Genomic DNA, 12,564 nt, shown 5'->3' on the forward strand with positions numbered 1-12,564 from the left:
GGGATCGAGCCGGCGGGAGTGTTGATCGTCGGAAAAGACATGCGGTGCCTTCTGGTCGTCACGAAACAGAGGTGACCGGCCACGACAGAGCCCCACGGCGGGGGGCCGGTCGTTCAGGCCCCGCCGTGGCGGCTAAGCAGAAGCATGGTGCGCATGATGGCTAGACTATACACAACTCCTCAGACAAGTAGAGAGGTTGCGATGGTCTCGCAGGTACGCCGGCACCCGCTGGCAGCGCAGGCGGCCGAGCTGCTGATGACCCGCATCAAGGCGGGTGAATGGCCGCTCGGACACCGTTTACCAGGTGAAACGACCCTGGCCGCGCAGCTCGGCGTCGGCCGCTCGACGCTGCGCGAAGCGATCCGCGAACTCGCGGGCAAGGGCGTGCTGGACAGCAGGCAGGGCGCGGGTGTGTTCGTCACGGCGCTGGACGCGAAGGACGATTGGGACGTGGTGCTGCGCCGCGCCACCATCGCCTCGGTGATCGAGGCACGGATCGCCATCGAGGCCGAGGCGGCCGCCCTCGCCGCGCACCGGCGCACCCGCGCCGACCTGCGTATCCTCCGTTCCACCCTGCTCGCCCGCGAGGCACACGGCGAGCCGGTGGCCGAGCACGTCGACGCGGACATGGCCTTCCATCGCGCGGTGCTGGTCGCGGCGCACAACGAGGTACTGGTCCAGCTGTTCGACACGTTCCTCCCCCGGCTGCGCCTGGCGATGATCGACATGCTGACCATCCGCCCGGTGCCGTCCGAGCGCGCCGACCACGCCGCGCACGAACTTCTCGTCGAGGCGATCGTCGCCCGAAACCCCACGGCCGCAGCGGAACTCAGCCGCTCCCATCTGACCTCATTGAAGGAGGCTTTCACGTGACCGGAGCCCCGGTGCTCGAACTGACGGACGTGACGTTCCGCCGCGAGGGCAAGAAGATCATCAACGGCATCTCGCTCACCGTGCGCGCCGGCGAGCACTGGGCACTGCTCGGGCCGAACGGCGCGGGCAAGAGCACGCTGCTCGGCTTCTGCGGCGCGGTCACCTTCCCCACCACGGGAACCGTCCGTGTGCTCGGTGAACAGCTCGGCCGGGTCGAACTGCAACGCCTGCGCCACTCGATCGGCCATGTGAATCCGCGGCACCCGCTGCAATATCCACTGACCATCCGCCAGGTCGTGCTGACCGGGATCACCGCGACCATCGATACGCCGATGCGCTGGAACCCGACCCCGGATCAGCTCGTCCGCGCCGACGCGATGATCGACACCGTCGGCCTCACCGGCAAGGCCGACAACACCTGGAACACGCTCTCCCAAGGCGAACGCGGACGCACCCTGATCGCCCGCGCGCTCATCGCCGAGCCGCGACTGCTGCTGTTCGACGAACCCTCCACCGGCCTGGATCTCGCTGCGCGCGAACAACTCCTGGAAACCATCGACACCCTCGGCGATACCCACCCCGAGGTCGCGTCGGTGCTGGTCACCCATCACCTCGAAGAGCTGCCGAGCACCACGACGCACGCCCTGCTCATCGCCGACGGCCACACCGTCGCCGCTGGTCCGGCCCGGGAAACCCTCACCACCGACAATGTCACCGCCGCCTTCGCGCATCCGGTCGAGGTCCGCTACGACGGTCGCTGGACCGCCCGCGCCGCACACGCCACGCCCGCCTGGCCGACCTGATCCCGGTGCGGCGCAGTGCCGCACCGGGTTTCGCGCTCAGAGCAGTCCGCGCATCTTCAGGTTGGTGATGTACTTGACGATGATCGGCGCGGTGACATGCGGAATGTCTTTGTCCTGGCCGACTTTCGCCTCCTGCACCGCGGCGTGGAATCGTTCGGTGGGCGCGAACGAACCGCGGATCGGCTGCTCGGGTTGCTGATAGTTGTGCAGCAGCGGCAGCAGCGAATGTTGCCGCTGCTGTTCCGGCAATGCGCGCAGCGCGGTGTCGAATCTGCGCAGCCAGTCGTCGTATTCGGCGATCCGCTGGATCGAATAGCCCGCGTCGATCAGCCAGTCGACGTACTCGTCCAGGCCGATGCCGTCGTCGTACGGGTTCATCACGTGATAGGTCTCGAACCCGTCGGTCACCTGCTCGCCGAGGGTGGTGATGGCCTCGGCGATGAAGTCGACCGGCAGGCCGTCGTAGTGCGCCCGCTGCCGGTTGCCGTCCGCGTCGGTCTGGTAGAACGAGCCGGGCGCGACGCCGGTGGCGACCAGGCTGAGCATCATCCGGGTGAACATGTCCGGCAGGTTCAGCTGGCCCTCGTACCGGCCGCTGACCAGGATCATGTCGCAGCGGAACACCGCGACCGGCAGCCCGCACAGGTCGTTGGCCTGCCGCAGCAGCACCTCACCCGCCCACTTGCTGTTGCCGTAGCCATTGGCGTAGCTGTCATCGACCGCGCGAGTCGGGCTGGCCACCCGGATGTCCGCGTCCTCGGTGAACGCCGACGGTTCGATCTGCGCGCCGACCCCGATGGTCGACACATAGGTGAACGGCTTCAGCTTCGTGGTCAGCGCGAGCCGGATCAGCTCGGCGGTGCCCGCCACATTCGGGCCGAACAGCTGGCTGTACGGCAGCACGTGGTTGACCAGGGCGGCGGGATCGACGATCACGTCGACCGTGTCGGCCAGTCGCTGCCAGGTCTGCCGATCGAGGCCGAGGTCCGCCTCGCCCTTGTCGCCGGCGATGACCTCGAGGTGGTCGGCCGCCAGATTCCGGTAGTGCCGCAACAACTCCGGGTCACCGCTGTCGAAGGTCTGGTCCAGCCGGGCGCGGGCCGCCGCGTCGTCCTTGGCTCGCACCAGGCAGATCAAACCTCCCGCCGACCAGGGACAAGCGCTCGAGCCATTCCAGCGCCAGGTAGCGGCCGAGGAAACCGCTCGCGCCGGTCAGCAGAACCGTCCGCACTTCGGCGCTGGGAGGCGGCAATGCCGGTGCGGCGGCTAGGGTTTCGGCGTCGATGAACTTGTCCAGGGTGAGATCACCGGCGTGTGCCGCGGTGGCGTCGCGGCCGTGCACCGTCGCGAACGTCGGCCGCTTCGAGCCGCCGGTCCGTTCCGCCTCGATGTAGTCGGCGATGGTCTGCAGATCCGTCGCCGGGCTGACGATGACGCCCACTGGCACGTCGAGGTCGTAGATCTCGTGCAGCAGATTGGCGAAGGTCAACGCGGACAGCGAATCTCCACCCAGGTCGGTGAAGTGCGCGTCCGGCCGCCGGTCCGCGGTGGACGCGCCGAGCAGCGCGCCGGCCGCCCGGCTGACCGTCTCCAGCACCGGCCGATCGGCCCCGTCACGACGCAGCGCGCGCAGCTCGTCGGCCTGTCCCGCGGCCAGCTCGAGGTAGAGCTGTTCGAGCCGATCACCGTAGTGCTCTTTGAGTTTCGGCCGCGCCAGCTTGCGGATGCCGGTGAGCAGGCCGTTCTCCAGCGTGAACGGCGTGGTCTCGAGCAGGAGTCCGCGCGGGATCTCGTAGGACTGCAATTCGGCCGTGCGCGCGACCTCTTGCAGCGAGTCGCTGATCAGCGATTTCAGCGCCTCGGCGTCGCCGCCGGTGCGCACCAGCGCTTCCGGCGTGGGCACGACGACCGCCAAAAGGTAAGCGCGAGCGCTGTTTCCGTAGATGTAGATCTGCTGCACGACCGGGCTGCTGTCGAACACCGCCTCCAGCGTCGAGACGGTGACGAACTCGCCCTGGGACAGCTTCTGCACGTTGTTGCGCCGGTCGAGGTAGACCAGCTCGTCCGGACCGAGCTCGGCGACGATATCGCCGGTCCGGTAGTAGCCGTCCGCGTCGAACACGCCCGCGGTGACCTCGGCCCGCTTGTAGTAGCCGGGGAACATGTCGTTCGACTGGACCAGCAGCTCGCCGCGCGGATGCGGCCGGTCGGTGCGGAAGTAACCGAGTTCGGGCACGTCGACCAGCTTGTAGTCGGTGACCGGCGGGCGGCGCACGTGCCCGTCGATGAACACGGCACCGGACTCGGTCGAGCCGTAGCCTTCCAAGAGATGCAGGTCGAGGTAGGTTTCGACGAACGCGCGCAGCTCCGGGGAGATCGGCGCGGACCCGGTCAGCGCCGTGACGAACCGGCCGCCGAGCAGCGACCGGCGCTGATCCGCCATCACCTCGGCCTCCAGCTCCGCCCGATCGGCGCCGTCGGCGGAGCGCCGATCCAGCTCGCTGTGGAACTCCTGGAACAGCATGTCCCAGATCCGCGGCACGAAGTTCAGCTGGGTCGGCCGCACCAGCGCGAGATCCTCCAGCAGCGTCGAAAGATCGCTCCTGGCCGCGAAATACGCGGTGCCGCCGGTGCCGAGCGTCCAGTACAGGACGGCGCGACCCATGACGTGACTCATCGGCATGAAGTTCAGCGTGATCGCCGGGGTCGAACCCTCCTGTCCCCAAGCCGCTTTGGTCGACTTGCGCCAGAAGTTCGCGACCAGCCGCTCGGTGTACATGGCACCCTTGGGCGCGCCGGTGCTGCCGGAGGTGTAGATCAGCAGCGTCAACGGGTCGGCCTCGGCCGGCACGAAATCCGTAGTGGTCAGGGCTTTTCCACGGTCGAGCACGTCAGCGAGGGTTTCCAGCACCGCTGGGCTGCCCGCCTCGGCCAGCCGCGCTCGGGCCGCTTCGAACGCCTCGCGCTGCGCGTCCACCTGCGGCAGGTAGTCGAACACGACCAGCCGCTCGGGCGTGGCGGCCAGCGCCAGTTCGACGGCGTCGGCGAGATAGTCGACGCTCGACGCGATCACCCGCGGTTCGGTCTCCTCGACGATCGGGCGCAGCTGACTGACCGGCGCGCTCGTCTGCAACGGAACCGACACCGCACCGAGCGGGACCAACGCCAGGTCGATGGTGGTGTAGTCGACACTGCTGAAGCCCAGGATGCAGACACAATCACCGGGTCGGACCACGTCCGCGAGCGCACCGGCGAAGGCGTCGATGCGCGTCGACAGTTCGCCATAGGTGATGGTGTCGAAACTGGGCAGCAGTTCGGTGGCGACGCGCCCGGTCGCCTGGTCTTCGACGAACCGCACGGCGCGTTGCCCGAGCGCGGGCCGGTCCGCGTAACCGGACAGCGCGGTTCTGACGAGCTGGGACAGCCGCAGGCCGGGTTGCTCGAGCGCCGCGGTCACCGCCTCGTCGGGCAGTGCGCTGACGAACTGTGCGTCCGTGGCGTGCAAATCTGCGATGCGGGCTGCGAGCCGCTCTTCACGGGAATCTATCGACATAAGGTCCACCTCCACGACCAGCAAAAACTTGACGGGATCAGGTAGAAACTCGGCGGCGCGATACGCGCCCGCCGTTATTACCTTAGCAAAACTAACGTCTTTGTTGGCTGGGAGTCTGCTGTGAACAGCGCGGCGGGCCAACGCAAACGCGTCTCGCGGCCACCCGCGGAAAAATCCGGGGAGAATCTTCGGCGAGATGTCGATCCGGGCGATGACCGTTCGATGCAGTGAGGTGAGGATCGACCGATCTTGACGACGACGAGCAAAGGACCCGAGATGCGCTACATGATGTTGATCCACGTCGACCCGACCACCGCGCCGGAGCCGGACGAGGCATTGTTCGAGCAGGTCGGCAAGGTGATCGAGGAAATGACCAAGGCGGGCGTGCTGCTGGACACCAACGGCCTGCGCCCGGTCACCGAGGCGGTCAAGATCAACCAGAGCGGCGGCAAGCAGACCGTGCTGGACGGCCCGTTCACCGAGTCGAAGGAGGTCGTCGGCGGCTACTGCATCTTGCAGACCAAGTCGAAGGACGAAGCGGTCGAGTGGACCTCGCGCTTCCTCGGCGTGCACGGGCCGGAGTGGGATATCGAGGTCGAGATCCGGCAGATCGACGAGCCGGCCTGATCGGGCAGCGCGGATGAGCCCCGACCGGTCGCCTGAACAGACCCATCGCGCCGTGGAAACGGTGTGGCGGATGGAATGGCCGCGGCTGGTCGCGGGGCTCACCCGCGTCGTCGGCGATATCGATGCCGCCGAGGAACTGGCGCAGGACGCGCTCGTCGCGGCGCTCGAACAGTGGCCGCGCGACGGCGTGCCGCCGAATCCCGGCGGCTGGCTGATGCTCACCGCCAAGCATCGGGCGATCGATCGGATCCGCCGCACGCAGAACCTCACCCGCAAGCTGGCGGTGCTCGGCCACGCCATGGTGACCGAGCGGTCGGCGGATCCGGAACTCGGCGACGCCGTCGAGGACGATCTGCTCCGGATGATGTTCACCGCCTGTCATCCGGTGCTGTCCGAGCAGGCGCGGGTGGCGTTGACGCTGCGGCTGCTCGGCGGGTTGACCACCGAGGAGATCGCCCGCGCCTTCGTCGTCCCGGAATCCACTGTGGCGCAACGCATCGTCCGGGCGAAACGGACCATCGCCGCGAAACGGGTGCCCTACGAGGTACCCGAGGGCCCGGAGCTGACCGAGCGGCTCGCCTCCGTGCTCGCGGTCGTCTATCTGATCTTCAACGAGGGGTATACGGCGACCGCGGGCGCGGACTGGATTCGAATCGAGCTGTGCCAGGACGCATTACGGCTCGTCCGCATCCTGGCCGAGCTGCTGCCCACCGAACCCGAGGTGCACGGGCTGGCCGCACTACTGGAGTTGCAGGCGTCGCGGCTGCCCGCGCGCACCGGTCCCGCGAAAGATATTGTCCTGCTTGCCGATCAGAACCGGTCACGATGGGACCACCTGCTGATCCGGCGCGGATTCGCGGCGTTGGCGCGGGCCAACGCGGTCGCCAGGGACCGCGATCTGCCGCCCGGCAACTACGCGTTGCAGGCCGCGATCGCCGCCGTGCACGCCATGGCGGCGACCACGGAAGACACCGATTGGCGACGCATCGCCGGCCTGTATGCCGTTCTCGCCGAACGCTTCCCGTCCCCGATCGTCGAACTCAATCGCGCGGTGGCGGTGAGCAAGGTGCACGGCCCGGCAGCCGGCCTCGACCTCGTCGACGCACTCGCGTCCTCGGGCGCACTGGACACCTATCACCTCTACAACGCAGTCCGCGGCGACCTGCTCGTCCAACTCGGCCGCCCGGAGGAAGCGCGAACAGAGTTCCTGCGCGCCGCCGAACTCACCGCCAACGACGCCGAACGCGCACTGCTCCTCGACCGCGCGCGGGACGCGCATTAGTCACGTGACGTGAGCCGCGATCACCCGCGCGCAGGCCAGGGATTCGGTCAGGGTCGTATCCACCTCCAGGTCGTAGACCATGCCCTGGTGGACCACCTCCGCCTGCGAGACCGCCATGCCCGGCACCCGATCCCCGCGGGCGACCTCGCGGCCGGCGGCGACCGCGCTGTCACAACGGACACCGACCCACAGCACGCTCAATCCGGCCACCGCCTTCTGCCAGCGCTGCTGCGACGACGCGCCGCCGAGGAAGACCTCGTCGACGATGATCCGGCCGCCGGCTCTGGCCATCGCGGCGACGCCCTCGATCCACGCCGCCTCCAGGCGCAGGAATTCCAGCCCGATCCGCACGCCGCCGTCGGTCGCGAACTCGATCCCCGCGCCCGCGGCCCGCAGCGAAACGGGCAGGGCCTGGATCAGCGTGTCGACGCCGAGGGTCAGCCAGGCATCCGGCAGGACCGCCTGCAGACATCGGGCGATACCGGACTTCCCCGAACTGGAGCCGCCATTGAGCACGATCACCTGAGTCGTCACGTCGTCACGTTAGGCGCGACACCAGCATGCCTCCAACAAATTTCGCCAAATGCCGCCCGCCGTTCACGTTCGCGGGCGCCGCTCTAGTCCGGTTGTAACGCCGTGGTAATCGCCGCACCGCAATCGCGTGTGAGCATGCTACGAAATCGCTTACCTCCGAAAGGAATCCGGCCACGTGCGGCAGTTCTATCGAGCAGTGCTCCTGGACGACGACCACCGGCTGATCGGCTATGTGGAGCCGGACACCCAGCTCGAGGAACACGCGTGGATCGGCAACCACGCCGTTCAGGGCATCGAACGGCTGCTGAGCACGCCCGCCCGCGTGGTGTGGGCCAGGCAGCGGATCGGCCGCGAAAACCTGTACGCCACCGCCGCTTCCGTCGCGCCGCTGGTCCCGCCGGAACACGGCTGCACCGGCCGCTACGTCCTCAACCACGATCAACTCGGTTACGTGGACAAAGCGACCGTGCGGGAGAACGCGGCGCGCCGGCGCGTCCATCCGCTGCCGATGCTCACCGCCGAGGGCGGCGCCGACCTGCACCCGCTGGCGGGCAAGTGGGCGCACGACCGGATCTCGGTGGGCGACAACGTGCCCGCGGGGTTCGAGCTGTGGAAGTTCGATGTAGCCGAACTTCACCAGTTTCAGTAAATAGTGGGCAATCCGCCGACGACACGCGGCATCTCAACCGTGTCGTCCATCGCTTGCGCGCGCACGTCCGCCAACTTGTCGAGGAAAGCCTCTGCGGAACCGAACCGGGCCGCAACCTGCGCTAACAGTTGTTCAGCTGGTTTCATGAAGTCCATACCGCTCAGCATGACCGGTCGAATGACCAACAGCAGCGCCGTTAGCGCACAGTTTGCCGAAATGTCTTGCGCGCGCAAGCGTCATCCGGTTTCTGCTACCGGATGGAAACGTCTGATTCGATCAGGCGCGGCGGATCGGCTGCCAGGTCTGGGTCGCGTCGGTGGTGAGGAAGAGACCGACGAGGCGATAGACCTCGGCGGGCTTTTCCACGACCAGCAGATGTGAGGCGCCAGGGATGACGGCGAGTTCGGAGTCCGGGATCGCGCGGTAGAGGGCGATGGTGTGTTCCAGACTCATCGCGTCGTCGTCGGCGGCGATCACGAGGGTCCGGCTGGTGATGCCCGCGAGTTCCTCGACCGTCATGGTCGGTTCTTCGCGCGCCATCCGCAGGACCTTCTCGGCGACCACGGCGAAATGCTCCTGGCCGTCCGGTGACACCTCGCCGTAGCGAGTGGCCAAGCGCTGCATCGCCTCCCCGTGGCCGAAACCGTCGAGCACGCCGGGCAGGATGCCGTCGCGGTGGAAGTTGCCGCTGATCGAGACGAGCCTGCCGACCAGATCCGGCCGGCGGATCGCGACCAGCAGCGCGACGATCGCACCGTCGCTGTAACCGACCAGGTGCGCGGGCCCGCCGACCACCTTGTCCAGGAACGCGATGGTGTCCTGTGCCATCAGGTCATAGGAGATCGGACCCTCGACATCGGGCGTGCGGCCGTGCCCGCGCCGGTCCATCCGGAAGACGCGGAAGTGCTCCGCCAGTACGGCGACGGCGGGCTCGAACGACCGCGAGTCCACGAAGCCGCCGTGCAGCAGCAACACCGGCTCGCCGTCGCCGGTTTCGTCATACCAAGTCCGGACCTCGCCGAGCTGTACCTCTTGTGCCATATGTTGATCATGCTCGATCGCCGGTCAGGCGCGCGGCACGGCCCGAACTTCGGCTTCGGCCAGCTCTTTCAGCGTCAGCAGTTGCTTTCGCATCATGATCAGATCGCCGATCGCCAGCAGATGTCCGACTGCCCGTGGCGAATTCATCCGAACGCGGACGACCAGACGCGTACCGGCGCCCTCAGGATGCACCGCATAGGTGACGGCCACTTTCCCGGTGAAGAGGGTGATGTGCCGATTCGGCTCGAAGGAGATCAAGTCGAACAGCCCCATGAAGCGTTGCCCCACTGCGAGTTCGGTGAGCCGGGGCTCGCGATGCCGCGGACTGGGGCGGCCCCAGTGATCGAGGAGGTCGTAACTGTATGGCGCTACCCGCAATTGGCACAGCCAGGCATAGACCAGGTCGGGTGGGGCATCGATGCTGATGGCCCGATCGACTTGCAGCCCATCGGGTCTCAGGTCGTCACACGGCATCGGGTCGGCGCATTCCGCCGCGGTCGAACCCCAGACCAGCCCGGAAATCATGCCGCGGCGGCTATCTGGCGGAGCAGCCGGCGCACCACAACCTTGTGGCCGCCGCTGCCGATGACCAGTGCGCGGTAGATCTTGCCGTGCAGCCCGGGGAAATTCCCCCAGGATTTGGCGCGGACGCGGGTCCGGCTCGCGCCTTCGTCGTCGAGTTCGAAGACCAGGGCGTACTCCGAGAACCAGTGCCGTCCCTTCATGGCCAGCCGGGCGGGGGCCTCCGCGGCATCCAGCACGAAACCGCCCGGCACGGTGGACGGATCAGCCGGGTCTCTGCAGATAACTTTGAGCAGTGCCTTCCAGGCCCGATCGCGATTCGCGTCGATCGATCTGGCATGCTCATCAATGTAGGACAAACGCTCCATATAGAAGGAACGTACTAGTACATGGCACCTCCCCGCAAGCACGACACCGACGTGATCCTCGACGCAGCGCGCGCCCTGGTGCTCGCCGACGGGCCGCGCGCGGCCAGCGTGGCGGCGATCGCCGAGGCCAGCGGCGCGCCGGTCGGCACGCTGTATCACCGCTTCGGCAACCGCAACGGTGTGCTGACCGCGGCCTGGCTGCGCGCGCTCGAACGGTTCCAAGGCGGCGTGCTGACCGCCGCAGGCGACCCCGACCCGGTCGAGGCCGGTGTCGCGATGGTGCGCGCCGCGCTGGCCTTCGGTCGCGAATTCCCCGACGACGCAAGACTTCTGCTCAACGTGCGCTTCCGCGATCTACTCGACGGCGGCCCCGACGACGACTTCCGCGCCCGGCTCGCCACCATGAACGCGCCGCTGATCGAACACCTGCGCCGCCTCGCCACCGACCTGTTCGGCCGCGCGGGCAAACGCGAAATCGACGCCGTCAGCCGAGTAGTCGTCGACCTCCCCTACGCCACCCTGCGCCGCCACGCCCCCGGCCTGCCCGATTGGCTGGACATCGACCTCCCCGAGGCCGCCCGCACCCTGCTCGCCTCCTACCGCACGAGCGGGACCTGACGGGTCAGGCCGGTTCGGTGACCAGAGTCGGCGTCAGCTCGGCGAGGTCGGTGATGACGTGGGTGGCGAGGGCCAGGGCATCGGCGGCCGGCGGGTACTCCGGGCGCGGGGCGGCGATGACGCGCATGCCTGCGGCGTGGGCGGAACGCATGCCGTTGCTCGAATCCTCCACTGCGGCACAGTCGGTGGGGCGTTGGCGGAGGAACGCGGCGACGGCCACATAGACATCGGGGGCCGGCTTGCCGCGGTCGACCTCCTCGGTCGAGAAGGTCACGTTGAAGAATTCGATCAGCCCGGTGCGGCCGAGCACGACGTCGATCAGCGCCCGCGGCGACGAGCTGGCCACGCCGAGCGGCCACTGCTCGCTCATCCGCTGCACCGCGTCGATCGCGCCGGGCAGCAGGGGGACCTCGCGGTCGTAGTGCGCGGCCATCCGCTCGATCACGTCGCGCGCCACCGTCTCCGGCGCGGCGTCGACCCCGAGGTCGGTACTCAGATACTCCGACCATTCGCGGGTGCTCATGCCCATCAATCGCTGCTGCGCGTCGGGCAGCCACTGCCCGCCCTGCTCGGCCACATAGTCGCGACGCACCTGTTCCCACACCGGCTCGGAGTCGATCAGTACGCCGTCCATGTCGAAGACAACCGCCGTAATACCCATCTACCCACAGCCTTTCGCCGCCGGACCGGTCAGTGCGTTCGGTGGTGGACGGTTATCGAGCACGCGCCGCCAACCTTCTGGTTCCTCCCTGAGTAACCACGATCGATGATCGCGAACCAGCCTAGGCCACCCCGGGCGTTTCGAAACCCACTCGGCGGACCGTCGGACGCCCACGAAGTGAGCACCCGGCGGGCAACCTATAACGTGTTCTGCATGAACGAACAACAGGCCGGTGACTCGCTGCCAAGCAAGGAGCACCACGAGGGCGCGTTCCGGCCGATGAGTGAGCTGATCAACGCGCACGAGCAGAGTGTCGACATCACCCGCGGCGGCCCGCACTACGGCGAATTCATCGAGCAGGTGCGCGGGCTGATGGATCGTGTGCGCCTCTCCTCCCCCTCCGACGAATTGGCCGTGGAGACGATCGGCCTGCTCAAGCAGCTGAACGACAAGCTGGACGCCGCGAAGGTGGACGAGTGGTCCACACCGAACTGGACCAGGCACGACCTGCCGGGCCGGGGCAACATCACGCTGCCGCCGTTCGTCTTCGATCATGTCGGCCGCGACGGCGTCGACGCCCGCATCACCTTCCGCACCTTCCACCTCGGCGGCAACAACGCCGCGCACGGTGGCGTCATCGCGATCGGCTTCGACGACATACTCGGCATGGCCGCGGCGGTCTACGCGGGCGAGGTGACCCGCACCGCGTCGCTCACCGTCGACTACCGCTCCATCACCCCGCTGCATACCGAGCTGAAGGTGCGCGCCTGGGCCGAACGCCGCGAAGGCCGCAAGGTCTATGTCCGGGCCACCCTGCATGACGGCGACCGCCTCTGCGCCGAAGCCAACGCCCTTTTCGTCGTGCTCAAGCCCGGCCAGCCGTAACTCGCCGGCCGGCCCGGTCCACCCGGAATTGCGCACTCTGCACTTCTGCACGAGATGTCCCCGCGGCCAACCCTATTCGCAGTCGGCCCCGCGACGCGACCGATGTCGCGCCGCAGGCCCGATTACTGCACACTCTGCACGTCTGCAT

General features: G+C 67.8%; 13 protein-coding genes and 1 pseudogene. 7 read left to right on the forward strand and 7 right to left on the reverse strand.

The genetic code is table 11. The features are described 5' to 3' along the window. Positions 1-201 precede the first annotated feature (201 nt). Both AB0M22_RS32880 and AB0M22_RS32885 read left to right on the forward strand, forming a co-directional pair. The gene (locus tag AB0M22_RS32880) at positions 202-873 is read left to right on the forward strand and encodes an FCD domain-containing protein (protein ID WP_364735219.1); all 672 of its coding nucleotides are present in this window, start codon (positions 202-204) and stop codon (positions 871-873) included. After that, positions 870-1,676: an ATP-binding cassette domain-containing protein gene (locus tag AB0M22_RS32885; protein WP_364735221.1), complete on the forward strand. Its 807-nt coding sequence runs from the start codon at positions 870-872 to the stop codon at positions 1,674-1,676. The genes AB0M22_RS32880 and AB0M22_RS32885 overlap by 4 nt, the downstream gene beginning before the upstream one ends. Before the next feature lie 36 nt (positions 1,677-1,712). Here AB0M22_RS32885 and car read toward each other — a convergent pair. Continuing rightward, positions 1,713-5,229 (reverse strand): annotated as a pseudogene (car, locus tag AB0M22_RS32890) (carboxylic acid reductase). 249 nt (positions 5,230-5,478) lie between these two features. Here car and AB0M22_RS32895 point away from each other — a divergent pair. Together AB0M22_RS32895 and AB0M22_RS32900 are read left to right on the forward strand one after the other, a co-directional pair. After that, on the forward strand, positions 5,479-5,856 hold the full coding sequence (locus tag AB0M22_RS32895; protein ID WP_364735223.1) for a YciI family protein: 378 nt from the start codon (positions 5,479-5,481) through the stop codon (positions 5,854-5,856). A 13-nt stretch (positions 5,857-5,869) separates the two neighbouring features. Further along, on the forward strand, positions 5,870-7,138 hold the full coding sequence (locus tag AB0M22_RS32900) for an RNA polymerase sigma factor (RefSeq protein WP_364735225.1): 1,269 nt from the start codon (positions 5,870-5,872) through the stop codon (positions 7,136-7,138). Here AB0M22_RS32900 and cpt read toward each other — a convergent pair whose 3' ends face one another. After that, the gene (cpt, locus tag AB0M22_RS32905) at positions 7,139-7,672 is read right to left on the reverse strand and encodes a chloramphenicol phosphotransferase CPT (protein WP_364735227.1); all 534 of its coding nucleotides are present in this window, start codon (positions 7,670-7,672) and stop codon (positions 7,139-7,141) included. It lies immediately after the preceding gene. A gap of 175 nt (positions 7,673-7,847) precedes the next feature. Here cpt and AB0M22_RS32910 point away from each other — a divergent pair, with 175 nt between their 5' ends. Further along, positions 7,848-8,321, forward strand: coding sequence for a hypothetical protein (locus AB0M22_RS32910; RefSeq protein WP_364735229.1), 474 nt, complete (start codon positions 7,848-7,850; stop codon positions 8,319-8,321). On the opposite strand, the gene AB0M22_RS32915 is transcribed toward AB0M22_RS32910, so the two are convergent. From AB0M22_RS32915 to AB0M22_RS32930, 4 genes are read right to left on the reverse strand one after another with little or no spacing between them, the layout of a single operon-like run. Further along, positions 8,315-8,554: a hypothetical protein gene (locus AB0M22_RS32915; protein WP_364735231.1), complete on the reverse strand. Its 240-nt coding sequence runs from the start codon at positions 8,552-8,554 to the stop codon at positions 8,315-8,317. The two genes, AB0M22_RS32910 and AB0M22_RS32915, sit on opposite strands and share 7 nt — an antisense overlap. Positions 8,555-8,597: 43 nt before the next feature. Beyond that, complete coding sequence (locus AB0M22_RS32920) at positions 8,598-9,362, reverse strand: alpha/beta hydrolase (RefSeq protein ID WP_364735233.1); 765 nt, start codon at positions 9,360-9,362, stop codon at positions 8,598-8,600. A gap of 24 nt (positions 9,363-9,386) precedes the next feature. Further along, positions 9,387-9,887, reverse strand: coding sequence for a hypothetical protein (locus AB0M22_RS32925; RefSeq protein ID WP_364735235.1), 501 nt, complete (start codon positions 9,885-9,887; stop codon positions 9,387-9,389). Beyond that, on the reverse strand, positions 9,884-10,252 hold the full coding sequence (locus AB0M22_RS32930; RefSeq protein ID WP_364735237.1) for a hypothetical protein: 369 nt from the start codon (positions 10,250-10,252) through the stop codon (positions 9,884-9,886). Before AB0M22_RS32930 ends, AB0M22_RS32925 begins: the two co-directional genes overlap by 4 nt. A 21-nt stretch (positions 10,253-10,273) precedes the next feature. Between AB0M22_RS32930 and AB0M22_RS32935 the strand changes: the two genes are divergently transcribed. Beyond that, a complete protein-coding gene (locus AB0M22_RS32935) occupies positions 10,274-10,870 on the forward strand; it encodes a TetR/AcrR family transcriptional regulator (RefSeq protein WP_364735239.1) in 597 nt (198 codons plus the stop codon). Between the two features lie 4 nt (positions 10,871-10,874). Here AB0M22_RS32935 and AB0M22_RS32940 read toward each other — a convergent pair whose 3' ends face one another. Then, a complete protein-coding gene (locus AB0M22_RS32940) occupies positions 10,875-11,531 on the reverse strand; it encodes an HAD family phosphatase (protein WP_364735241.1) in 657 nt (218 codons plus the stop codon). A 213-nt stretch (positions 11,532-11,744) separates the two neighbouring features. Between AB0M22_RS32940 and AB0M22_RS32945 the strand changes: the two genes are divergently transcribed. After that, the gene (locus AB0M22_RS32945) at positions 11,745-12,416 is read left to right on the forward strand and encodes a PaaI family thioesterase (RefSeq protein ID WP_364735243.1); all 672 of its coding nucleotides are present in this window, start codon (positions 11,745-11,747) and stop codon (positions 12,414-12,416) included. The last annotated feature ends 148 nt before the right edge of the window (positions 12,417-12,564 follow it).

The sequence above is a fragment of the Nocardia sp. NPDC051756 genome (assembly GCF_040681495.1).
GTDB lineage: Bacteria > Actinomycetota > Actinomycetes > Mycobacteriales > Mycobacteriaceae > Nocardia.

Coding starts and splice junctions, on each gene's coding strand:
- AB0M22_RS32935 (WP_364735239.1), top strand. CDS start 10,274: ATGGCACCTCCCCGCAAGCACGACACCGACGTGATCCTCGACGCAGCG.
- AB0M22_RS32945 (WP_364735243.1), top strand. CDS start 11,745: ATGAACGAACAACAGGCCGGTGACTCGCTGCCAAGCAAGGAGCACCAC.
- AB0M22_RS32900 (WP_364735225.1), top strand. CDS start 5,870: ATGAGCCCCGACCGGTCGCCTGAACAGACCCATCGCGCCGTGGAAACG.
- AB0M22_RS32930 (WP_364735237.1), bottom strand. CDS start 10,252: ATGGAGCGTTTGTCCTACATTGATGAGCATGCCAGATCGATCGACGCG.
- AB0M22_RS32880 (WP_364735219.1), top strand. CDS start 202: ATGGTCTCGCAGGTACGCCGGCACCCGCTGGCAGCGCAGGCGGCCGAG.
- AB0M22_RS32925 (WP_364735235.1), bottom strand. CDS start 9,887: ATGATTTCCGGGCTGGTCTGGGGTTCGACCGCGGCGGAATGCGCCGAC.
- AB0M22_RS32920 (WP_364735233.1), bottom strand. CDS start 9,362: ATGGCACAAGAGGTACAGCTCGGCGAGGTCCGGACTTGGTATGACGAA.
- AB0M22_RS32940 (WP_364735241.1), bottom strand. CDS start 11,531: ATGGGTATTACGGCGGTTGTCTTCGACATGGACGGCGTACTGATCGAC.